The sequence below is a fragment of the Niallia sp. Sow4_A1 genome, from assembly GCF_052116745.1.
Lineage (GTDB): Bacteria > Bacillota > Bacilli > Bacillales > Cytobacillaceae > Niallia > Niallia hominis.
In genome coordinates, this window is sequence record NZ_JBQKKM010000024.1 from 1 (window position 1) to 23,976 (window position 23,976).

Sequence of the window (23,976 nt, forward strand, 5' to 3'; positions counted from 1 at the left end):
CTTTCACTCTTTTACTTGCGACTTTTGCACTTTTGCTTGCGACTTCCACTCTTACTTGCGGCTTTCACTCTTTTACTTGCGATTTCCACTCTTTTACTTGCGGCTTTGGCACTTTTGCTTGCGACTTCCACTCTTACTTGCGACTTCGGCACTCTTACTTGCGGCTTTCACTCTTTTACTTGCGACTTCCACTCTTTTACTTGCGACTTCCACTCTTACTTGCGACTTTCACTCTTTTACTTGCGACTTCCACTCTTTTACTTGCGACTTCCACTCTTACTTGCGACTTTCACTCTTTTACTTGCGACTTTTGCACTTTTGCTTGCGACTTCCACTCTTTTACTTGCGGCTTTGGCACTTTTGCTTGCGACTTCCACTCTTACTTACGACTTCGGCACTCTTACTTGCGATTTCCACTCTTTTACTTGCGACTTTCACTCTTTTACTTGCGACTTCGGCACTCTTACTTGCGATTTCGGCACTCTTACTTGCGACTTCCACTCTTTTACTTGCGACTTTGGCACTCTTGCTTGCGGCTTTCACTCTTTTACTTGCGCCTTTTGCACTTTTGCTTGCGACTTCCACTCTTTTGCTTGCGACTTTCATACTCTTGCTTGCGACTTTGACACTCTTGCTTGCGGCTTTCACTCTTTTACTTGCGACTTCGGCACTCTTACTTGCGATTTCGGCACTCTTACTTGCGACTTCCACTCTTTTACTTGCGACTTTGGCACTCTTTCTTGCGACTTCCACTCTTTTACTTGCGGCTTTCATACTTGCTTGCGACTTTAGCACTTTTGCTTGCGACTTTCACTCTTTTACTTGCGGCTTTGGCACTTTTACTTGCGACTTCCACTCTTTTACTTGCGACTTTGGCACTCTTTCTTGCGACTTCCACTCTTTTACTTACGACTTCGGCACTCTTACTTGCGACTTCCACTCTTTTACTTGCGACTTTGGCACTCTTTCTTAAAACTTCCACTCTCTTCCTTACACCTCTCACCACTCTTTCTTAAAACTTCCCCACTCACCGCGAAACCCCAAGCTGCTTTCTCACCTCTTCCAAAGTTGGCAAGGTTCTGGCGCGCGCTTTTTCTGCTCCTTTTGCAAGAATGGCATCTATTTGCTCCGGGTTTGCCATTAATTCATTATATTTTTTGCGGGGTTCTTCTAAAAAGCGATTCATGACATAAAACAATTCCTTTTTGACTTCTCCCCATCCGACGCCATTTTCGTATCTTTTACGCATCTCTTCCGTTTCTTCCACGCTTGCAAACTCTTTATACAAAGTAAACAGAATAGACGTTTCTGTATCTTTTGGCGCTTCTGGAGGCAAGGAATCTGTCTTGATTTTATTGATAAGCTTCTGCAATTTTGTTGGCTCTTCAAAAAGCGGGATCGTATTATGATAGCTTTTGCTCATTTTTCGGCCATCTAACCCTGGTAAGATGCTCGTGTCATCATCCACAATATATTCTGGCAATACAAAGGTTTCCCCGTATTGATGATTAAAGCTTTCGGCAATATCTCGTGCAATTTCCACATGCTGAATTTGATCTTTGCCGACAGGCACCATATTTGCCTGGAATGCAAGAATATCAGCAGCCATTAAAATTGGGTACGTAAACAGCCCCATGTTTACACCATCATCTATATCTTTTCCTGCTAGTTTATTACTGTCGACAATTCCTTTATAAGCATGGGCCCGGTTCATCAGCCCTTTTGGAGTAAAACAAGCTAAAATCCAGTTCAACTCAAAGATTTCGGGAACATTGGATTGGCGATAAAAAATCACTTTTTTCGGATCTAATCCAAGCGCTAACCATGTTGCCGCAACTCCATATGTCAATGTTCGAAATGTTTCTCGATCATGAATTTTCGTTAATCCATGATAATCTGCGATAAAATAAGCCGCCTGATCCTCGTCATTTTCCGCTAGCTTTAAAGCTGGCTTAATGGCACCTATATAATTACCTAAATGAATCTGGCCCGTTGGCTTAATTCCAGTTAAGACGATGTTTTTCATTTTCTGATCCTCCTCTTATATTTTTAAAGCAACACAAAAAGGGCTACCCATCCTGTAAATAAGGACGAGTAACCCGTGGTGCCACCTTTATTCGTTTATAAAAATAAACGCACTTATCCGTACAGAAACAAAGCCGTTTCTTATACTTTGTCTTTTTTAACGGTAAGACATTCCGCGCAGCCTACTATTTGTTCAGCTTTGTAGCTCCGAAGCCCATTCAGCAATCAATCCGTACTGATTCGCACCAACCATCAGCTCTCTTTACACATTTCCATTGCTTACTCTTCTTCCTCATCGCTCTTTTATATTAGCTATATAGTAAATTATATGGGAAAAAAGGTCAAGAGTATTTCACTCTTGTTAAATGATTTTATGGATTGCCAATTCCAGATGGCACGAAGCGGAGCCAATGGCTTAAAAACGTACAAAAAATCACTTTTTTTTACTTGATATGGGAACAAAATTTTTTCAAAGGAATATAAAATTGCCTCTTGAATTTCCGAATTGTATCTGTTAGTATCTTTATAAAGTTAGTACTAACTTGATAAATTTGTTTATAATGTCTTTATATATATGCTTTGATTGGAATCAGTAGTGCCTATTTCCCTGTTATTAGAGAGTCAATGGTTGGTGTAAATTGACACAAAAATAGACGCGAATTACCTCCAGGAGCATTCTTTGTGAAAGAATTTTATTCCATTAGCGAAGAACGGATGAGCCGTTACCCATAATGAGTGGAGGAATAGTCAATATTCTTCAATTAGGGTGGTACCACGTGCATAAAAGCAACCACGTCCCTTTTTTTTAGGGGCGTGGTTTTTTGTTTTTTTTATCATTAATTTAACGAAAGGAGTAAGAAAGATGAGTCCATTTATTGAACAGTTAACAGTTGACCAGAAAAAAGAAATGCAGAGGCAACTAGATGTCTATCGTCAAGGCGTGCAAGATATAATCCCAACAGAAGAACTCGCAGAAAAAATCGCTAAGTCCCTTGTCACAAATACACCTTTAAAGGTAAAGCTCGGTCTTGATCCGTCTGCACCAGATGTTCACCTTGGCCATACAGTTGTCCTGAATAAGCTCCGTCAATTTCAAGACAACGGGCATACGATTCAACTAATAATCGGTGATTTCACTGGAAAGATCGGCGACCCAACTGGCAAGTCATCCGTAAGAAAACAGCTAACAGATGAAGAAGTGAAGGAGAATGCGAAAACGTATTTTGAACAATTTGGCAAAGTATTGGACATGGAAAAGGTCGAACTTCATTATAACTCTAAATGGCTCTCTTCCCTTTCCTTCGAAGATGTCATTGGACTGGCCGGAAAAATAACGGTTGCTCGTTTACTAGAACGGGATGATTTTGAAGAGCGGTTAGCATATGGAAAATCGATTTCCTTGCATGAATTTTTTTACCCGTTAATGCAAGGCTATGATTCAGTGATGTTAGAGGCAGATATTGAGCTTGGCGGAACTGATCAGCATTTTAATATTCTTATGGGACGCCACTACCAAGAGAAGTTTGGGAAAGAAAAGCAGATTGCGATATTAATGCCCCTTCTAGAAGGGTTAGATGGTGTTGAAAAAATGTCGAAATCGAAGAAAAACTATATCGGCATCGATGAAAGCCCATCTGAAATGTATGGAAAATCAATGTCTATCCCTGATCCATTAATGAGCAAATACTTTGAGCTTATTACAGATATTGAGCTTGCTGAAATAACGCAAATCAAGAAGGATTTACATGCTGGTTCTCTTCATCCTAGAGACGCTAAAATGCTGTTGGCAAGAACGATTGTCCGGATGTACCATGGAGAAGAAGCCGCCGAAAAAGCAGAGCAGCAATTCATCACTATTTTTCAAAAAGGCTCCTTACCAGATGACATTCCGACCATCCATTGGACTGGAAAAAATCCTGAATCGCTCATCCAGCTTCTAGTTGACTTAAATCTATTAACTTCCAAAAGTGAAGCAAAGAGGATGATTCAAAATGGAGGAGTTCGGATTAATGGAGAAAAGGTTGAGGATACGGAACTTGAGGTCACAATCCCTAATGAAATAATTATCCAAGTTGGAAAAAGAAAATTTGTAAAGTTGCTTGGATAATATACAGAGGCTGGGACAAATCTAAATAACTAATCTTTAAAGACGAACAATCTCTAATTTGGCTCTTAAATATGCTACTTTTTCATATTAGTTATTTATGGTTTTAAATATATTCAAGTGTAAAAACTAAGTCGTTCCATTGCGCTACAGACGGTCGATGCGCCGGGGAGGAAGCTGGGCCTCCTCGGCACGCACCTGCGGGGTCTCAGCCTTTCCTCTATTTCCCGCAGGAGTCGACCGTCCTCCGCTCCATTTCACTTTATTTTTAAATCTTTTTCTAAAATATAAATACGAACGATTACACAAACTCACCGTATAATCGTTCGTATTTATTGTTAACTGAAATGTTTATGTCCCAGCCTCACTAATTACGAGCTTACTGTTTCGCCCCCATTTACATGGAGGACTTGCCCTGTTACAAAACGAGAATCATCGGAAGCTAAGTAGACAAACGTTGGAGCTAATTCAAATGGCTGTGCTGCTCTTTGCATTGGGTTATCAGTACCGAAAACGGCAACTTGGTCAGAAGAAAAGCTAGCTGGAATTAACGGTGTCCAAATTCGTCCTGGTGCTACTGCATTTACTCGTATTCCATCTTTAATAACGCTTCTCGCAAGGGCACGAGTGAAACCGACATTTGCTGCTTTTGTAGCAACATAATCAATTAACAGTGGTTCCCCTGCATATGCAACAACAGAAGCCGTATTAATAATGCTGCTTCCCGGCTTTAAATGAGGAAGTGCTGCTCTTGTTGTATAAAAGTGGGAGTAAATATTAACCTTGAATGTATTATCAAATTGTTCATCTGTGATATCCGTTAATTTCGCCTGTTGAAATTGAATACCGACATGGTTACAAAGAATATCCAACTTTCCAAACGTTCTTACCGTTTTCTCCACAATGTCAATGCATTGCTTCTTTTTCCGTAAATCTCCTGGCAATAAGAGACATTGCTGCCCTAATTCTTCGATTCTTCTTTTCGTACGATTTGCATCCTCGTGCTCATCTAAATAAGCAATCGCCACATCTGCCCCTTCTTTTGCAAAGGCAATCGCAGCAGCTGCACCAATTCCACTGTCTCCCCCTGTAATTAACGCCACTTTCCCTTTTAGCTTTCCACTTCCTATGTAGTGGTCATTTTCGATAATCGGTTTGGGAACCATATAGCTTTCTAACCCTGGCTGACGGAGCTGTCTATTCTCAGGAAAATTAATCGGAATTTCTTCATACTTTGTTACTTTTCCGTAATTCGGATAGAGCGGATATGGATTGGTTTGCTTATTTGCTTCAAAAAGTTCTTGGATTTCGGTAAGCTGGATATGCTTTTCCGATTGATGATTTCGTTTTTCTAATAATTCATAATATGCTTCCGGAACTTGATACATCGAATCTCTCGGATCATTCACATAAAAGGACATACAGACCCCTCCATTTATTAGTAGTAAATTATCCTATGTTACGCTGCTATTTTGGTGCCTAATTATTTACTATGCAAAAAAGGGAAAGCTCTCTTTTTAGGAAGTCTGAATACGTTAAAGGAAGGAGGGGTATTGAATGAGATATGAATTTAATCCAAAACTAAAATTATTGCTCATGAAACAATCAAAAGATACGGTTAACATGACGTATATCAATCATAAATGGCCGATGCCAAAAACAACGATGAGACCACCTTATTATAAAAAGCCGATTTATGAAATGCATTTTCCGAAGCTTTGAAGGTATCCAAACTTACTAATCAACCATTCTCCAATAAAAAAGATTGGGAATAATTTTTTATTGGAGAATGTTCGTTGACTGGAGTCTCTTGAAATGCAATCAAAACTTTTCATTCTATCTCAGATATTATCTTCTTTAATAAATCTACTGGTAAATCATAGCTTAAACGGCCATTAAGGGTATTATGTAATTCAATTGTCACCCCACTCGCTTCCTCTTTACTCTTTTTTATTCTTAAGACCATTCTAGGATCCTTATAAACTTCTACAGCATCTAATTTTTGATTGATTGTATGTTCCCCATATTTTTTCTCCAAGTCAGAAAACCTCCTCTTTTACTTCACTTATTTTGCGTTTAAAAGCAGCCCTCGTTTGCCCCCAAAAAATAAGCACAATGCCGATAACTTGGAAAATATCCGGACGATACGCTGTTAATACAATGTCCATAAAAATCGCAACTGCTGGATCGATAAACACGAGAACGGCAATAGATCCAGAAGATAGTTTCGGCAAGCTGCTGAAAAATAAATAATACACGAAGCCAGTATGGATAATTCCTGTTAATAAAATATAAAACCAGTTTTCCCCTGTTAGATGAAGAAAATAATCCCATTTTACAAAGGGAAGGAGCATAATGATGCCGACACTTGTTTGAATAATGGTTGTTATAACGGGGTTTAGCTTAGCAATTTTCTTCCCTGTCAATGTCGTTAACGCATAGAATAACGCAGCCCCAAAAGCCCATGGCAATCCAGCAGACATCAGCTCATCAATAGACAGATAATCCTGCATTCCCCCGACCAATAACGTTCCGATAAAGCAAATAATCACCGTTAGCATTAATTTAAACGTAATCCTTTCTCGATAAAGAAAGCTTCCTAATAAAACGACAAGTACTGGTGCCAAATGATAAATCGAAACGGCAACTGTTACAGACATATGTTCAAAGGAACGGAAGAAAAATACCCAGTTCACGACAAGAAATACGCCACAAAACACACTATAGCCAATCTCCTTTTTCTCTATCTCTTCCTTTTTTCTCTTTGAAAAAAGATAGACAATACTTAGCACCACACATGCACAAATACACCGAATAAAAACCAATTCAATAGATGGCAAATTCGCTTTCGCGGAAAAATAGCCAATCGAACCAAATATCGCCATCGATAATGCAAATTTCACTGTTGCGTTCATACTCTTCCCCCACTGCTGTTTTCACACTGCTAGTATTTTTTGCTTATTTCTCTATCATATAGAAAAGTGTAGTGTTAATAAATACGATAGCACGCTCTTTTTCCCTTATATAGTAAATTCTATTAAAAAGTAACAACAGTGATATGATCCTAAATCCTGATTTATTGTCCACCCCTCGCAACTCTCTAAAAACAAATAAAAACCCTATCCAAAGGAAAGGGTTAAATTCTTTTTGCGCCATAATATTTTGTTTTCCAATAGGAGTTGGATAGCTTGTCCACTTTTACTCCTGAAGAAGAGCTATGAATAAACTTATTACTTCCTATGTATATACCGACATGGGATGCACCTTTTTTATATGTTTCAAAGAAGATTAAATCTCCCTTTTTTAAGTTCGCTTTTTTTACTTTCTTCCCCTTTTTATACATACTCGCAGTTGTTCTTGGCAACGACTTGCCTACTTTTTTATAGCTATAGACAACAAAACCGGAGCAATCAAATCCTTTTGGAGTAGTTCCTCCATATTTATAAGGGGTACCAATATAGTTTTTTGCAACAGTAACAACTGACTTTTTTGAAGCAGCACTTGCTTCCTGTGTACTAAATACCCCACTAAAAAATAATCCAAATGAAAGGAGTGACAAAACAATAATCTTTTTCATCTAGTGACCTCATTTACGTAAAGATTAGTTTCCAAGGCTTCCTTCTATCAACCAATTTATCTTCTCATATTATTCAGATAATTAGGTTACATCTATATGCAAATTAGATTACAAGTCTATTACATTATTATATAAGAATAATATTCCTTCTGTTCCATAATATTCATCTTGCTTAGCTATTCTTATTTTACGAAGAAAAAGTCGTAACATGATATACTAGTAGAAAAATAGAGGGAGCGTGTAAACAGTGGATTTTATTGCTATCGATTTTGAAATAGCAAATGCTGATATGGCTAGTGCTTGTTCGATTGGATTAGCTTATGTGGAAAATAACGCCATTGTAAAGGAACAATATTTTTTAATAAAACCCCCAAGTCTATCATTCCATCCAAAGTTTATTGCCGTTCATGGGATAACAGAAAAAGATGTGGAAGATGCGAAAAGCTTTCCGAAAGTATGGGAAATGATAAAAGAGGACATTTCCAGCCATACAATCATCGCACATAATGCACAGTTTGATATGAGTGTACTCTATTGTTGTCTGGAAAAATATCAATTGGATAAGCCTGATTTTCCCTATATTTGCAGTATTCCTATTAGTAATCGGGCAACAAGAGGAGCAAAGATTGGGCAATCTTTAAAGGATCGCACCTCATACTTTGGCATCGCGATGGAAGAACATCACCATGCAGGTTCTGATGCTAGAGCATGTGCGGAGCTCGTGATTGCTTGTATTGAATCAAGAAAAAAGGATTCATTAACTAATTACTGTGCTTCTTATCCTACACTTCCCATTAAACTGTTTTCAGAATTAAAGCCACAAACTACTTTTGGAAGAGCAACAACTTTTGCAAAAAGAAAGCCTGTTAAACAATTCAATTCCGTTTCTATATCAGAAATTTCGCCTACAACTGACTCATTTGATGAAAATCATCCACTCTATCAAAAAAATCTAGTTTTTACTGGAGACTTGCATTCCCTTGATAGGAAAGACGCGATGCAACAAGTTGTAGACGTTGGTGGCGTCATTAAAAGTGGTGTAAGCAGCAAAACCGATTATTTGGTTGTAGGTGTACAGGATCAAAAACTTGTTGGCTCTGAAGGCATTAGTTCAAAAGAGAAAAAAGCCTATGATTTACAAGCAAAAGGAAAACCAATTGAAATTATTAACGAGCAACAATTTTTAGCGCTTTTGAAAAAAGAGCGAGTTAATCATTAAGGATATTTCGTGAAGTTTGTTGCTATGACCCGCAGCCTGAATACACTCTGCTTTCCATGGGGCGAGCGGTGAGCCTCCTCGGCACGCCTGCGGGGTCTCACCTTTCTCGCTAATCCCATAGGAGTCTACATGTATTCAGGCTGCTCAGTGTCACTAATTAAGTTATTTTTCCTATTGAAAAATAAACATCTTCTAAAAAACAGCCTCTTTACCTTTTCCTTCTAAGTTGAAAAGGCAGAAGCAAGAGAAAAAACAATGCAAGTGCTACTACTTCAAGAATCAACAAGTAATATGGATATGGCCCTAAATAATCTAATAAGGAGCTGTTTGCAGGCTTGTATGCTAAAAACATATAATTGCCCCCTGTTAAACGATTGACTATCCAGGTTAGCGCTGCACTGCTATTTAAAAAAAGAAAGGACAAAACTAGTCCTTTTTTTGTCGGTTTATACTGATGGACAAGCACAAAGTACAGACAAGTCCATATAATAAGAATGTGCGTGACAAAAAAGTGGAAATAGCGGAAATGGGGATAACCTAAAAATAATTCTGGCGTGAAGATTGCCATTGATGCGCCAATAATACCACTAAAATAAACTACTTGAAATACAAGCTCCCATTTAGTTAGCAGAAGCAATAAACAAAGGATTAAACTGATGGAACAAAGATGGAACGGCAGCATAAAAGCAACATCCCATAACCCATCCTTATACATCCAATAATGGTACATCGCCTCTAGACCGAATAATAATACGAAAAACACAGACCGAAATAAACTGCTTCGTATTCGGATGTAAGTTCGAAAAATAGTAAGCAAAACTCCCCCAATGAAAAGTATCCCTATCATAGCTAGATGAGATATAGAAAATAATTCAAAGGGGAAATCCTCATACAGATGCCCGTACCATCCATTCATTTAAGCAAATTCTCCTTTCTGGTATTTTCCAAAAAAGTATTTTTTCCAAATTATTTTTGCAAACTAGGTATAAAAGTTTAATAGTTTGGGAATATTATAGACAAATACTACTGATAAGAAAATCAATTTCAAAAGGAGAGGATTACAATGAAAATACAAACAAATTCTGCGGTGACTGACTTTATTGAGAAAGATAAATTTGAATTAGAATCCTACCTTGAATATTTATTTAGCATTGTTTCGGAAAAATAAATTGAAGAATACGTTAATTTATCCCTAATAATATGGGCATTTGACATTTCCCTTTTAAAGAGGAGATGTGTCAAATGCCCATTAACCTACGAAGATTAACAAAGGCCACACTGATTTGATAGCAAACACTTTTACGAAAATCATCGTATCCTCCAAACTTTCTTTGTATTCCGCTGTTTTTTCGTCCATGTAAGCTCCAAGCCTATATAAAGCCATCTCCCCACATTTTTGTAAATTTTATTCAAAAAGAGCTTAATATTTCCAATTTTATTTGATAGAATAGTATAAGCAATCTATAAAAGGTAGGAGCATCATAAAATGGCACTTTCCAGAATAAACGTCGAAAATGTTTGTGAATTATTGGACACAATCGATCTTTTAAAAATCAAATTGCTTAAATACGGGATTGAAAAAGGCTTAAATGATCCCAATACCATACGAATAAGCGAGCTGCTAGATACATATATTGTCATGTATCAAAAAAAGATAGCCCAAAAATAGATAAGTATGCATACACCTCGTTCAGACTCCTACTAAACCGATTCGATTCCACTCTCTAACTTAGCGAATGAGATTAATCATATCTTTTAAGGCTGCCGCCGCTGCTCCTTTAGGATGAGAGGCACCGCCCACACAGCAAATTGTTCCCATCTCCTCTGTTTCAAACAATATTCCTTTATTTGTCCCTTTTACATGAATCAATGGATTTTCAGGAGCAAGAATTTCTGGTTTGACCTGCAAAATAAGCCTGTCTCCTTGTTTTTTTGCTGCTGCAATAAGCTTCCACTCACACCCATTTATTTTTGCCCGCTGCATATCCGCTTTTGTAATCTTCTCAATTCCCTCTATTGCCATATCTTTTAATGTTAACTTCGTATGAAATAATCCATTTGCCAACAGTAAAATTTTGCAGGCACTATCAAGTCCTTTAATATCTAAATCAGGGTTCTTCTCTGCAATCCCCTTCTCTTGTGCTTGATGTAGTGCCTCTCCAAAGGTTATATTCCCCTCTGACATACTTGTTAAAATAAAATTGGATGTTCCATTCAGAATTCCTTTTATCGATAAAATATTGCTTCCAGCCAAGCTAAATTCACCGATGTCTAATGTTGGTAGTGCAGCTGCTGTTGCCCCACTATATTTAATTTGGCGTCCATTTGCAGTTGCTCTCTCTAGTAATTCTGGCAAGGAATGGACAAGTGCTCCTTTGCTCACAGAAACAATATCCATCTTTGCCTCAAGGGCTTGTTTCATGTAAGAAAGGGCCGGACCGCCTGTTTCTAGATTGGTAGGTGTACATTCTAGTAGAATATCCCCTTTTAGCAATGGGGATTCAATCGATAAATCTTTCCTACTAGCATATTGCGAAATTCCTAGAGACCCTTTTGGCAACTGATGCAATACAGAAAGATTTAAGCCGTCCGGTTCATAAATCATCCCGATAGATCCGATGACTCCAACTACTTTAAATTCCGTATGATATTTTTCTACAAGTTCTTCTTTTTTTTGATCCAATAACTCGACAAATTCTTTGGCAACCGTTCCATACCCGGTAATGGCTATTTTTCTTTGCTTCATCACAGCTTTATTCCTTTCTTTCCTTTTCTTTCTATTGATTTCTTTCTTTTTGAAGGTATTTCCTTTATTTTGGATTAAATATTTTCATTTCAGTTAATTTGCTGTAACTTTTCGTAGACTTAACCGTGTTATTAGAGAGGCACTGAAAACTGTTAGCTATTGATGGGTAGTGGTAACCGCCCTTAAACTTAGATATGTAAATGGTTTAATAAATCATCATTTAATTTGGATAATTAAAAGAAGAGACCCTAGCGCGTTCAAGCACTATGGGTCTGTCCCTCCTACAAATATTTCCGGTGCATTGCTTTGCCATCATAAGTATAAAGAAGTTTTTTATCTTCTACTATTGTTTCGATATGAACGCCTCTTCCCCATAATTGATGAATATATGGAAGCACCTTTTCTAAGTATTTTAAGTCTAGTTCAATCCCTTCATAACCATGCTTTAAGTATAACTCCCCATTTTTGTTATAATCTCCATCATTGACTGTAATATATGGGAAGCCTCCATTTACCCGCATGCTTACCAATTGATCCCGCACCTGTTCCCAAGCTTTATCAACAATTTTATAATCTCTGCCCTGTTTTTGGAAAAGATACATATCTTCTCTCATCACAAGATCCTTTGTTAAATAGTTTCTTAAAAAGGAAATATCTGATTCTATTTCACGTACTTCAAACATTTTTTCCCGCCCTGATCCTGGTTTAACTCCCCGTTTCTTCATTTCTTCTGTTGGATTATTATAACGATCCTCAATATCTTCAAATATCTTTAATCCTAGATAATAGGGGTTAATGCCTGTTTTAGACGGCTGTACTACTCCTGCATTTAGCTTGGCAAATTCAATTGCTTCTGCACTTGTTAAATCTAATTCCCTTACAATTCGCTGATGCCAATAAGATGCCCAGCCTTCGTTCATAATCTTTGTTTCTAACTGTGGCCAGAAATAGAGCATTTCTTCTCGCATCATCGTTAAAATATCCCTTTGCCAATCAGAGAGCTCTCTACTAAAGTTTTCGATAAATAGCAGTAAATCCTTTTCTGGCTGTGGCGGAAATTTCTTTGCGACCTTTTTCTTTTGCTTTTTTGGCTTGTTTCGATCATCTAATCCCCATAGTTCATCATAAGGAGTACTGGTTATTTCCTCTTCCTCCACAAATTCCACATCATCCATCGACCATGCTAATTTTGGCCGCATCAAGCTTGGATCAATATGTTCATCAATCGCTAATACCGCATCCAAAAAGGTTTCTACTTCATGCTTTCCATATTTGATTTCGTACTGGCGAATCCGATCAGCCGTTGCCGCCATGCTTTCGACCATTTCACGCTTCGTATTTTGAAAACGAACATTATTTTTAAAGAAATCACAATGCGCCAAAACGTGGGCAACGATTAGTTTATTATTGATTAACGAGTTACTATCAAGCAAAAAGGCATAGCACGGATTTGAGTTAATGACTAATTCATATATCTTTGATAAACCTAAATCATAATGTAGCTTCATCTTATGAAATTGTTTTCCAAAACTCCAATGGGAAAATCGAGTAGGCATTCCGTACGCACCGAATGTATAAATGATATCCGCAGGACAAATTTCATATCTCATTGGATAAAAGTCTAGTCCAAATCCAGAAGCAATCTCAGTAATTTCGTCAATGGCATATTCTAATTCCTTTTGTTCTACCTCATTCATTCCGCTCTCTCCTTTCACCGTTTAAACTAATGTATGAAAGGAAGAAGTGAATCATGAGTAAATTAGATAGAAATTGCGCTAGAGGTTGGTTTTTATTAATCGGATAGACGGAGATTAGGCATTAGTAAGATGGATATTTTTAGGAGGTTTTGCTTTTCGTGGATTTTAGTCTATTTTGGGATATCCTAGTGTTGCGGTGCTTTTTTGTTTTACTTTTGCTTTCGTTTCGGCGTTCACTTGCTTATTGAACACCACTTTTCCTACCTGTCCAGCGGATTCTGGTTTTCAGCCCCCTTTATAAACACAACTTTTCCCCTTACTCCTAAACTTTTCGGGTTTTATCTCACTTAAGTTCCAACTTTCCTCAAAAATAAAAAAGGAGCATTCCATTCGAACACTCCTTTTCCCCTTATTCGATTATCTCTTTCACTTTTTTGACGACGTATCCGGAACTTCCTTTGTCTTGGACGCCTTCCATCATCATTGCAATTAAAAGGTCCTTATTGTCTTTATCATAGGTAACATACCAGCCATTTTCTGTTCCTTTTTCGCCTTGTTTCTCTTTTAATTCGGCTGTACCTGTTTTTCCAGCAAATGTTTTTCCACTTATTTTTCCAGCGCGTGCCGTACCATTGGGATTTTCAATTACTTGCTGGAGATCATCAGAAATCGTCTTAGCAACAGATTCGTCCATGATCTTTTCTTTCCAGACTTTGCTCTTCTCCTCGCTATCCAATAATACAGGGGTCATGAGGTTTCCACCTGTAACAAACGGAGTATACGCTGTAGCAAGATGAATGACACTCATTTCCACATGGCCCTGACCATAGCCTGAGTCTGCTAATAGCTGTTCCGTATCTAATGTTCCAAAAGTAGATGTTTCAATTGGATATGCATAAGGAAATGTCTCTTCAAAGCCAAATTTCTTTAGTTCATTCGCAAATTTTTCTTTCCCTAAATCGAGTGCCGTTTGGGCAAAGTAAATATTATCACTGTAAAGAAGAGCATCTGCTAGGTTTACGGGTGCTGAACTGCTATGCACTCTTGTTATATAATAGCCGCCCCATGATTTATCCTTTTGCCACTGTTTTGTGGTAATCTTTCTTTCCAGTTCTGGAGTAATTACACCTTCTGTTAAAGCAGCTGCAGCAACAAGAGGCTTCAGGACAGAACCAGGTGCATAGTTATTTTTAAAACGATTAGTAAAAGGGTCTAGCTTATTATTGTCATATGCTTCCTTCTCTGACGTTGTAAGGCCAACAATCATCTTATTTGGATCAAATGCTGGGCTGCTAACTAGCGCAAGTGTTTCTCCTGTTGATGGATTGATTGCAGCTGCAGCACCTGCTTCTCCATCCATTTTTTCATATATTTCTTTTTGTAAATCTGCATTAATCGTCAATTTGATGTTTTCGCCATTTTGCACTTCTTTTTCCGCTAATGTAACTGTACTACCGTCTGCCTTTTGAATTAAAATTTGTTCGCCATTAGATCCCTTTAATCGATCTTCTAGTACTTGCTCTAAGCCTCTTTTTCCAATTACATCTGTGCTTGAATAGCCTTTTCCTTCATTTTCCTCTAGCTCTTCTGCTGTAATACTGCCAATATAGCCAATCAAATGGGCAGCACTTTCTCCAAATGGATAAATTCTGCCTTTTGTATCTTGTTTTTGAACACCAGGTAATGCAAATAGTTTTTCCAAATAAGCACTATCTCCTGTGGCAACCTTTTTAATTGGAACAAAAAAGCTCGGTTGGACCCAGTCTGCATCTAATGCCTTTTGAATGGTTTCTTTTTTTATGTCTAGGAGTTTTGCTAGTTCATTGATAACTGTATCTGGATTATCTCCCATTTGCTCTGGAACAAGTCCAATTTCATAGATGACACCATTCATTGCAAGTGGATTTTCATTGGTATCGACAATACTGCCGCGCTCTGCTTGAATCGTGTTAACAGAGATTTTATCGTCAGGACCTAATTCTGAAAAAATAAAAGTAGTATCCCAATTTATATACCAGTTCTCGTCTTTCTCTCTTTCTTCTTTAACCAATGTAGCATCATTGTCAAAGCTGATTTCGCCTGCCATGCTATTCATTTTTACTGAAAACGGAATTTCTGCTTGTTCTGCTTTATCAAACTTCTCGTCTTCCGATGGTTTTGTATAGGTTATCTCTAAATCATTGATGTCTAAATCCTTGTAGATTTTTTCGTATCTGGAAACAAAATCGTCTTCTGAGATGTTTTCTTTCGCCTTTGTGGAAAGAAAAGCATACATCTCCTTAAATTTCTGATCATTCCAAAGCTTTATATATTGTGATAGCCGCTCATCTGGGGTAGGCTCATTTTTATTGCATCCTGTTGCCACTGCTACCAGTATTAATATCAGTAAAAGCATCCATCTCTTTTTCATTCCTATCTCCCCTTCTAATCTACTACTACTAGCGTACCATTTTTTCATAAAAACGGAAAAAGAATTACCTGAAAAGTTTATTTTTTTATTCTCTGTCTACTACCTGTATATTATTATCCTCCCAAAAAAATAATAACTCTATTACGAAAAGAAATAGGGAAAGTTTCACATTTTATAGATACTTTTTCATCCTTATTTGCTACAATACATGCTAATGATAGCCACCTTTTTGTAGGAGGAATAATGTGATTATCTTATTTGACGGAGTTTGTAATTTATGCAATTGGAGTGTGCAATTTATTATTAAAAGAGATCTAAATAGCCAATTTTCCTTTGCTTCCTTGCAAAGCGATGTTGGAAAAAGCTTGCTTGAAAAACATCATCTTTCTGATGTGAATAGTGTTGTCCTTATTAAACAGGGGAAAAGCTATGTAGAATCTGATGCAGCATTAGAAATATGCCGGCATCTTTCAGATGGATGGAGACTTCTAACTATTTTAAAAATAATCCCTTCCTTCATAAGAAATCCTCTTTATCGCTATATTGCTAGAAATCGTTATAAATGGTTTGGCAAACAAGAATCTTGCATGCTTCCGACAGAAGATATGAAAAAGCGATTTTTATAAGAACCATTATTACGTATTATTAGATGCATTCTTTTTGGCTGATATTTCTTATTATAGAGATTGCCGGAAATAAAAAAAGACCGCTTTCACACAGAAAACGGCAGAAAATTGGAGATAAAAGGACTACTCGTAAAACAGATATTGGGGTTTAATAGAAATGACGATTTCTATTAAACATGCTCAATTAAGTTCAAATGATGCTAATAATTAGAAGGCGTAGGTGGGCACATCTAAAATAGCAAAAATATTCTTAATATATTGCGGTAAAATTAATTAAATCATATTATATAGATAGATGAATTCTTTATTTTTAAGGATATTTCGTCATTTTGCGGCATTTCACACCATTTTTCCCTAAAAATCACAACAAAATATAACTTTAGGAATATTCATAAAAAAAGGTATGCTTTTCTAAGTAGGAGTGGATCAATTGGATTTTTCAGCGGTTGGAGAAAAAATCAAGGAATTACGAAAGCAAATGGGATTATCACAAAAGGAGCTTTCTCATAATATATGTACACAGGCCCAGATAAGTAAGATTGAAAAAGGAGAAGTTCTTCCATTGTCTTCTACTCTTTATCTCATTTCTAAACGATTGGGAGTAGATGTGAATTATTTCTTTGATATTGGCACGACACCAAGACTGGATTATGTAGATGAAACCCTTCGTCAATTAAAGGCGGCACGAAGAAATACTGATTACCATACGCTTAAACAAATTGTAAAAGCAGAAGAAAAAAATCCTTTATTTACCCACCATAAGAAAAACTATCAAATGCTACTTTGGCATAAGGCCATTTATACATATGAAATCGAACGAGATTTTAATCGAGCCTTAAAAATTATTAATGAAGCAATTGACCTTACCTTTGATACGGTTTATACCGAAAGAGAGTTAGAAATCTATATTAGCAAAGGGATTTTTTACTATGAGGAAGGCTTCATCGATAATTCCTTAACCATTTATGAACAAGCGTTTAAAGCAATCAATCAGCTTCCCTATTTACAAGATAATACGATTAAAAGTAGATTATATTTTAATATTGCTAAATCATTAACAGATCAGTCACGATATGATGCCTCCATTGCTTATTGCAAGGAAGCGATCGATTGGGCTGTCCAGCAGGATAACCTTTACCTGTTGGCTCACTTTCACTATCATATCGGATATAATTACGAATTACAAAAGGATTTTGAACTAGCTACTCAATATATGAAAGATGCTCTAATGATTTTTCAACTAGTGAAAGATAACAGGTATACAGAATATATTCAAAACAAAATAAATAACTGGCAAAAGTAATAGTTCTACAAGGATTGTCTCATTCATCTTTTACACACATCACTTGTGAATAAAGGATGTCCGGGAGCAATCCTTTTTCAATTCCTCTCACTCACCCCAATATAACCGGTCCATTTCTATCAATACCTCGAAACAGTTCTTTCCAACGATAACTTACGTCCCATCCTTAATTATCTATGATAATTTACCTATTTTCCTAAAACTCTATCTTTTTTCGCAAAATTAAAGGTCAATAGTCTGATAGGATATGGTAATATAGGTATACTATAGTATATTCATTAGGAGTGAGTGATAAAAAATGAAGAAGAAAGTCACAGTATTGGCCACTACCGCGATTCTGTCAACCACTTTTGCAGCGAACGCCTCAGCTAGTACTTATGTAGTAAAAAAAGGGGACACATTAGGACAGATTGCGAAGACCTACAATACGACTGTTAATGAGTTAAAGTCGATTAATAAACTTTCATCAGACTTAATATTAATTAATCAAAAATTAACAATTGCAGATAGTTCAAAGTCTACTAACAGCAGTAAAACGACTACTACAACGAGCCAATCTTCCACAAAGACCAGCTCTGCTGCAAAAACATATAAAGTTGTTTCTGGGGATTCCCTTATTAAAATAGCAAATAAGCACTCTATTTCTTTAGCCGAATTAAAGCAATGGAATAAGCTAACATCCACACTTATTTATCCAGGGGATGTTCTATATGTTTCTAAGCCGGGAACTTCTTCTTCCAATACTTCTACACCTAATTCATCTGGAAATTCTAGCAGCAACAGCAATACAACTGTTAAAGAAAATACAACTACTTCTACAGGCACCTATACAATTAAAAGCGGGGATACATTAAGTAAAATTGCGTCTTCTTATAAAATGTCTGTTAGTCAGCTTAAGCAATTAAATAATCTTAAATCTGATTTGATTTTCCCAGGACAAAAACTAAAGGTTACAGCCTCTGAAAAGGTTACGAATACAGGGAATACTGACTCCTCTTCTAGTACTCCAACCTTTATTAATAATGGCGATAATGAACAATCCTATGCTTCAAAGGTAGTTTCTGTTTCTAAAAGTCTTATTGGCCTTCCATATGTTTGGGGCGGTTCTACAACTGCCGGCTTTGACTGTAGCGGATTTGTTTACTATGTATTAAACCAAAGTGGGAAATCGATCGCTCGTTATTCTGCAGAAGGCTACTTTGATCGCAGTTATTATGTAGATGTGCCATCCATTGGAGATATTGTCTACTTTAAAAACACTTATAAAGAAGGTATCTCTCATTTAGGAATTTACATTGGCAATAATGAATTTATCCATGCTGATTCAAGCGGTGTTCGAGTGACAAGCTTAGATAACTCTTATTACAAAGAGCATTTTGATAGTTTTAAACGTTTATATTAGTAGATTATGTGATTAATTGGGGCTGTCTAAATGGACAGCCTTTTTTGTTGGGAAGGGTGGGGCAGATTGAGGGGTTAGTGGTTGGGATCATATCCTCACCCCATTCGAGCATTTATTTCTCTTTCCAACTCCTATCCTCCTATTCCTCCCATCATCTTTACAAGCGAGCTAAATTCTCCTTATTTTGTTCCCCATTTCTGCTTCCTATAAACTTATTCCTCTTCTATCTCACTCCAAACGGATGGAACCTCCTCTTTCTTATGTCCCCTACCATCTCCTCACAAAAAGCGTTATAATTAATGAATGGACTTTTTTCGTGCGTCATATAAGAAAACACAAAAAGACAACAAAGAAATTACTAATACCAATAAATGTTCTTACGAATATGGGAGGGGTACATTATGCTTCTAGAAAAATATTTAGAGCCATTGAATTTTTGTGCAGAAAACTTAATGAATATATTGGATGCAAATGATCCCCGAATGAAAAACATTGTAGAAAAGGGACTTCTCTTGTACAGACAAAGCTTTGTCTATCAAGTGAAATTTTCCAATGAACTTGTTACCGGAATGATTCAAGACGTTACACCGGTAAAGGCAACATTGGATTTGGATTATATTCAATACAGCTCTTGTACTTGTCAGGCAGAAGGCTTTTGCCGCCATCAGCTTGCCCTTTTTTTCTATTTACTTGCTCAAGTTGGGAAAGTATCCACTTGGCTAGAAGCTTGGCGAAAACCAATTCAAAAGGCGGAAACGTTAAAGAATCTCGGCATTATGCGAGCAAGTGACTTATTGAAAGAAACAGAGGATAAAGAGCCAAATTACGAAGACTGGATTGAAACCTTTGAAAAGAGTTTCCAATCGCTTATCAAAACGAATGAAAACAAACCATATATGATTGCAGAAACGTATTACATTTATATGCGAAAGATAAAAGCTGCCGCCCCTCTTCAAACAGAGTGGAAGCTCCTTTATTTAGTCATCGCCCAAGTATTCACTTTTAAACAATTATTAACACTCAGCAAAAACCTTGATCATAATTCCCAAACAATTAATCGCTATTATCGTCATCTTTTTCAAGATTTAATGAACAGCATTGAGGATAACCTTTATAAGCTATCAAACTTCACCTTTCCCTTTGCGTTTGATAACTTTTTAATTCGTTTAAAGGACGACTTGCGTGCAGTCCTTACAATTCAACCCATTTTAACATTTGAGTGTATACAGCTTTATCGACTTATGTGGACAAATCTTTTTGCTACTAAGAGCTGGAGACAAGATGAATTGGAACAGCTCTTAGCTAATAAGAATCCGGCATTCTCTGAAAATGTCGCGATTATCCATCTGGAAATTCTGCTCGAAAAAGATGTAGATGCCCTTAAAGTGATTCAGTCTCTTGATTCTCAGATTACAACCTATATGCTTTATTGGATCGATTATTTGTCGAGCCGGAAATCGTGGAAGCGAATGGAATTATACGTTCCTGCGTTTATACAAGAATTGAAAAATTACCTATCTGCAGATGAGGATGACGAGTTTTGCTATGAATTTACGCAAATGGCATTGCGAGCGATTCTCCCTTACTGCACAGCATTAAACAAAGAGGATTTATTGGAAAAGGCTTATATTCATACACTCCCATACAGCTATCGCAAATACGAGGATTTTCTGTATGAAAAAAAACAGTTTGATAAATGGATCGATTTATTTACAATGATGGGATATGGGCTAGATAATCTCTATAAAGAGCAAATAAAACTATTGCAGGAGTATGATCATTCTTTACTGCTTTCTTTATATCACCGTTCTATTCAAGAGCATATTGACGGGAAAAATAGAGAGCATTATCGAATCGCTGTCCGTCAATTAAAGAAGTTGCGCACCCTTTATAAAAAAATGAAGAAGCAAGCCGAATTCGAGCAATTCTTACTGGTTATCTTAGAGCGCACAAAACGATTAAGAGCCTTTCATGAAGAATGTAGAAAGGGAAAACTAATCCATGTTGAAAACTAATTATTTGAAAATAAATGTTCATTATTATGAAAATAGCGGATTTTTTTTAACAGGTGAAGTAGAGGAGTACTACCTTTATCCAAACTATTGGAAAAAGCTTCTTTTTCAGCAGCACCAAGAAAGCTATTATGGCACTATTTTAGATACCGTCAAGATAGATGGGGTAGAAGGAGTACTAGTCAGCGGCTGGCAGCTTGTTACCTTACTTGCTACGGAAGGATTTAATCGCTATATCGAATGGGATTGGAACGATACGGCACAAGTTTGCTTAGCTGCAGCTCCAAGTATACTCGAAGCTATCAAGCATAAGGAGTGGATTCCAGATTTCAGTCAATGGGAAACAGGGAATTTCCAATGGTCCCTTCCACATCGAGTGATTGATGAGTTTGATCCAAGTTTCTGGGACATGGGGCTTCGCGAGGAATTAGAAGGACAAACGAACAAAGATCTTATTCATAAATGGTTCCAACAGTCTCTTAATCACTATTTAGAAGACCGTGAAGAAACAAAACAAAGCTTCCATGAAAGAATCGACACATTAAAAAACGCAAATATTCCTTCTGAACAGCTTTCCGCTTATTTTACGGAAGATAAATGGCAGGAATGGATGGGGCTAAAAGAAAATGATTGTCCTTTTACATTAGGGATTCGTTTAGATGAGCCAACAGAAATCGATACACCATGGGATTTGGATTTATTCTTAAAATCCAAGGATAATCCAGAGCTTGTCGTAGATATTCATGATGAGGGCAACATGCCAAAGAAATGGCTTGATTACTCCTCTTATATAGAGGAAGAACAACAGCGCTGGCTCCTTCTTTTTCCATGGCTAAAAGGGAAGAAAGGCATAACCAACCAATTAACAGAGGAAGAAGCATGGCTTTTCTTATCAGAAGCAAGTGAAACATTTCTGGCACTTGGTGTGGACATACTTCTTCCTTCCTGGTGGCAAGCAATGAAATCGGCAAATCTGAAAGTAAAAGCCAAGGTATCGAACGCAAGTCATCGTCCATCCTTCGTAGGACTTCAGGCGATGCTTGACTATAATTGGCGCTTTTCTATGAATGGCGTTACTCTTTCGGAAGATGAATTCAATAAGCTTGTAGAAGAAAAACGTCGCCTAGTCTTTATTAAAGGGCGTTGGATAAAATTAGACCCTGCCTTTATTCGTCAAATTCAGGATTTAATGAAAAAGGCAGAAAAAGAAGGTCTGCATGTCCGTGATATTATCGAACAGGAATTAATGCAAGCAGAGGAACACCAAAATGATGAGCTTGAAAATCCAAAGACATTTGCTAAAATCCAAATTGAGCTAAATAGACAATGGCGAACAATGATTCATCAATTAAAAGAGATTAAAAATCTTCCATTGGAGGAAGTTCCACAAAGCTTCTTGGGAGATTTACGCGCCTACCAGGTACTTGGTATGAGCTGGCTACTTTTTTTAAGAAAGTATGGATTTGGAGCAATTTTAGCAGATGATATGGGGCTTGGAAAAACGGTCCAACTCATCTCTTATTTATTAAAAGTGAAAGAAACAGAAAAGGAGCAGAAGACTCCTGCTCTTATCATTTGCCCAACCTCTGTACTTGGCAACTGGCAAAAAGAATTAGAACGGTTTGCACCTGATTTAAATATCTATCTCCATTATGGAGCGAGTCGTTTAAAGGATGATGCTTTTATCAAAAAAGCAAATGAATCAGATGTTGTCTTAACCTCCTATGGCTTGACTCATATTGATTTACAAAACTTTGAAGAGCTTACATGGAGCACCATCGCGATTGATGAAGCGCAAAACATCAAAAATGCGCAGACAAAGCAATCAAGAGCCGTTAGAAAACTAAATGGCACCCATTATATTGCCCTTTCTGGAACGCCGATGGAAAATCGCCTGAATGAGCTCTGGTCTATTTTTGATTTTACCAATCACGGTTATTTAGGAAGTCTTGGTCAATTCCAAAAACGCTTTGTGATTCCAATTGAAAAAGAAAATAAACCGGAACAGATTCAGCAATTGCAGACGCTTATCCGCCCATTTTTACTGAGAAGAACGAAAAAGGACGAAGATGTTGCATTAAATCTGCCTGATAAGCTGGAGCAGAAGGAATATTGTCCACTAACACCAGAGCAAGCTGCCTTATATGAACAATTAGTAACCGATACATTTGTGCAAATTGAGCAGCTATCTGGTTTTGAGCGAAAAGGGCTTGTCTTGCAAATGTTAAGTAAGTTAAAACAGCTATGCAATCACCCTGCTCTTTATTTAAAGGAACCGACACCGACCAGCTTACTAGATAGGTCTGTGAAAATGGAGAAATTAGCTGAGCTGACAGATACAATTTTGGAAAGAGGAGAAAGCTGCCTTATTTTCACCCAATATATTGAAATGGGACATATGATTCAACAAATGATGAAGAAAAAATTCAAAGTGGATGTGCCATTCCTAAATGGCAGCATGTCCAAACAGCAGCGTGATCGCCTTATTGAACAGTTTCAGGATGGCGAATTCCCGATATTCCTTCTTTCTTTAAAGGCAGGAGGAACGGGATTAAATTTAACAGCAGCCAACCATGTTATCCATTATGACCGCTGGTGGAATCCAGCTGTTGAAAATCAGGCTACTGACCGTGCATATCGTATTGGCCAGACTCGTTTTGTGCATGTCCATAAGCTTATTTGCACGGGAACACTCGAAGAAAAAATCGATGCGATGCTTGAGAAGAAGCAATCATTAAACGATCAAATCATCCAAAATGAAAATTGGATGACAGAATTAACAACAGATGAATTGAAGGATTTAGTATCATTAAATGAAAATCCGGCCGTGCTTTAAAAGCTCGACCGGATTTTTT

21 protein-coding genes and 2 other annotated features are annotated in these 23,976 nt (G+C 37.2%); of the genes, 9 read left to right on the forward strand and 12 right to left on the reverse strand.

The annotated features are described in order from the left end of the window. Window positions 1-11: 11 nt before the first annotated feature. The 4 genes from ACTQ5K_RS14195 to ACTQ5K_RS14210 form a co-directional block, all read right to left on the reverse strand. Window positions 12-152: a hypothetical protein gene (locus tag ACTQ5K_RS14195; RefSeq protein ID WP_251628650.1), complete on the reverse strand. Its 141-nt coding sequence runs from the start codon at window positions 150-152 to the stop codon at window positions 12-14. 187 nt (window positions 153-339) lie between these two features. Continuing rightward, complete coding sequence (locus tag ACTQ5K_RS14200) at window positions 340-795, reverse strand: hypothetical protein (RefSeq protein ID WP_441994012.1); 456 nt, start codon at window positions 793-795, stop codon at window positions 340-342. Continuing rightward, on the reverse strand, window positions 758-982 hold the full coding sequence (locus tag ACTQ5K_RS14205; RefSeq protein ID WP_441132449.1) for a hypothetical protein: 225 nt from the start codon (window positions 980-982) through the stop codon (window positions 758-760). The genes ACTQ5K_RS14200 and ACTQ5K_RS14205 overlap by 38 nt, the downstream gene beginning before the upstream one ends. 45 nt (window positions 983-1,027) lie before the next feature. After that, window positions 1,028-2,026, reverse strand: coding sequence for a tryptophan--tRNA ligase (locus ACTQ5K_RS14210; protein ID WP_441132451.1), 999 nt, complete (start codon window positions 2,024-2,026; stop codon window positions 1,028-1,030). A gap of 57 nt (window positions 2,027-2,083) precedes the next feature. Beyond that, window positions 2,084-2,330: a binding site (T-box leader), on the reverse strand. Window positions 2,331-2,595: 265 nt separating this feature from the next. Further along, window positions 2,596-2,828 (forward strand) — a binding site (T-box leader). A 59-nt stretch (window positions 2,829-2,887) separates the two neighbouring features. On the opposite strand from ACTQ5K_RS14210, the gene tyrS reads away from it, so the two are divergent. Then, complete coding sequence (tyrS, locus tag ACTQ5K_RS14215; RefSeq protein ID WP_441132453.1) at window positions 2,888-4,132, forward strand: tyrosine--tRNA ligase; 1,245 nt, start codon at window positions 2,888-2,890, stop codon at window positions 4,130-4,132. 368 nt (window positions 4,133-4,500) lie between these two features. Here tyrS and ACTQ5K_RS14220 read toward each other — a convergent pair whose 3' ends face one another. Beyond that, window positions 4,501-5,550, reverse strand: coding sequence for an SDR family oxidoreductase (locus tag ACTQ5K_RS14220; protein WP_396953884.1), 1,050 nt, complete (start codon window positions 5,548-5,550; stop codon window positions 4,501-4,503). Window positions 5,551-5,686: 136 nt separating this feature from the next. Here ACTQ5K_RS14220 and ACTQ5K_RS14225 point away from each other — a divergent pair, with 136 nt between their 5' ends. Then, a complete protein-coding gene (locus ACTQ5K_RS14225; RefSeq protein WP_192840967.1) occupies window positions 5,687-5,851 on the forward strand; it encodes a hypothetical protein in 165 nt (54 codons plus the stop codon). Between the two features lie 109 nt (window positions 5,852-5,960). Here ACTQ5K_RS14225 and ACTQ5K_RS14230 read toward each other — a convergent pair whose 3' ends face one another. The 3 genes from ACTQ5K_RS14230 to ACTQ5K_RS14240 all read right to left on the reverse strand — a co-directional run bounded on the left by ACTQ5K_RS14230 (window position 5,961) and on the right by ACTQ5K_RS14240 (window position 7,706). Further along, window positions 5,961-6,167 carry a hypothetical protein gene (locus ACTQ5K_RS14230; RefSeq protein ID WP_031539902.1) on the reverse strand — a complete coding sequence of 69 codons (207 nt, stop codon included), beginning with the start codon at window positions 6,165-6,167 and terminating at the stop codon, window positions 5,961-5,963. 1 nt (window position 6,168) lies between these two features. Beyond that, a complete protein-coding gene (locus ACTQ5K_RS14235) occupies window positions 6,169-7,044 on the reverse strand; it encodes a DMT family transporter (RefSeq protein WP_109769507.1) in 876 nt (291 codons plus the stop codon). A 221-nt stretch (window positions 7,045-7,265) separates the two neighbouring features. Beyond that, a complete protein-coding gene (locus ACTQ5K_RS14240) occupies window positions 7,266-7,706 on the reverse strand; it encodes a C40 family peptidase (RefSeq protein WP_251628639.1) in 441 nt (146 codons plus the stop codon). Window positions 7,707-7,953: 247 nt separating this feature from the next. Between ACTQ5K_RS14240 and ACTQ5K_RS14245 the strand changes: the two genes are divergently transcribed. Continuing rightward, entirely contained in the window at window positions 7,954-8,925 is a 972-nt protein-coding gene (locus ACTQ5K_RS14245) for an exonuclease domain-containing protein (RefSeq protein WP_251628638.1), read from the forward strand. A 208-nt stretch (window positions 8,926-9,133) separates the two neighbouring features. Here the strand turns inward: ACTQ5K_RS14245 and ACTQ5K_RS14250 are convergent, their stop codons facing one another. After that, window positions 9,134-9,841, reverse strand: coding sequence for a YwaF family protein (locus tag ACTQ5K_RS14250; protein WP_031539896.1), 708 nt, complete (start codon window positions 9,839-9,841; stop codon window positions 9,134-9,136). A gap of 570 nt (window positions 9,842-10,411) precedes the next feature. Here ACTQ5K_RS14250 and ACTQ5K_RS14255 point away from each other — a divergent pair. Then, window positions 10,412-10,594, forward strand: a complete 183-nt coding sequence (locus ACTQ5K_RS14255; RefSeq protein WP_251628637.1) for an aspartyl-phosphate phosphatase Spo0E family protein — start codon at window positions 10,412-10,414, stop codon at window positions 10,592-10,594. A 60-nt stretch (window positions 10,595-10,654) separates the two neighbouring features. Here ACTQ5K_RS14255 and ACTQ5K_RS14260 read toward each other — a convergent pair whose 3' ends face one another. The 3 genes from ACTQ5K_RS14260 to ACTQ5K_RS14270 form a co-directional block, all read right to left on the reverse strand. Next, on the reverse strand, window positions 10,655-11,674 hold the full coding sequence (locus ACTQ5K_RS14260; protein ID WP_342395205.1) for a homoserine dehydrogenase: 1,020 nt from the start codon (window positions 11,672-11,674) through the stop codon (window positions 10,655-10,657). A 278-nt stretch (window positions 11,675-11,952) separates the two neighbouring features. After that, window positions 11,953-13,368, reverse strand: a complete 1,416-nt coding sequence (locus ACTQ5K_RS14265; RefSeq protein ID WP_031536685.1) for a SpoVR family protein — start codon at window positions 13,366-13,368, stop codon at window positions 11,953-11,955. Window positions 13,369-13,777: 409 nt separating this feature from the next. After that, window positions 13,778-15,778, reverse strand: coding sequence for a penicillin-binding transpeptidase domain-containing protein (locus tag ACTQ5K_RS14270; RefSeq protein ID WP_441994013.1), 2,001 nt, complete (start codon window positions 15,776-15,778; stop codon window positions 13,778-13,780). Between the two features lie 245 nt (window positions 15,779-16,023). On the opposite strand from ACTQ5K_RS14270, the gene ACTQ5K_RS14275 reads away from it, so the two are divergent. The 5 genes from ACTQ5K_RS14275 (at window position 16,024) to ACTQ5K_RS14295 (ending at window position 23,957) form a co-directional block, all read left to right on the forward strand. After that, window positions 16,024-16,404, forward strand: coding sequence for a thiol-disulfide oxidoreductase DCC family protein (locus tag ACTQ5K_RS14275; protein WP_048717357.1), 381 nt, complete (start codon window positions 16,024-16,026; stop codon window positions 16,402-16,404). A 430-nt stretch (window positions 16,405-16,834) separates the two neighbouring features. Continuing rightward, complete coding sequence (locus ACTQ5K_RS14280) at window positions 16,835-17,707, forward strand: helix-turn-helix domain-containing protein (protein WP_268817839.1); 873 nt, start codon at window positions 16,835-16,837, stop codon at window positions 17,705-17,707. A 298-nt stretch (window positions 17,708-18,005) separates the two neighbouring features. Next, window positions 18,006-19,109 carry a LysM peptidoglycan-binding domain-containing protein gene (locus ACTQ5K_RS14285; RefSeq protein ID WP_441994014.1) on the forward strand — a complete coding sequence of 368 codons (1,104 nt, stop codon included), beginning with the start codon at window positions 18,006-18,008 and terminating at the stop codon, window positions 19,107-19,109. A gap of 401 nt (window positions 19,110-19,510) precedes the next feature. Continuing rightward, a complete protein-coding gene (locus tag ACTQ5K_RS14290; RefSeq protein WP_441994015.1) occupies window positions 19,511-21,124 on the forward strand; it encodes an SWIM zinc finger family protein in 1,614 nt (537 codons plus the stop codon). Continuing rightward, window positions 21,111-23,957, forward strand: coding sequence for a DEAD/DEAH box helicase (locus ACTQ5K_RS14295; RefSeq protein ID WP_235251359.1), 2,847 nt, complete (start codon window positions 21,111-21,113; stop codon window positions 23,955-23,957). The genes ACTQ5K_RS14290 and ACTQ5K_RS14295 overlap by 14 nt, the downstream gene beginning before the upstream one ends. Window positions 23,958-23,976 lie beyond the last annotated feature (19 nt).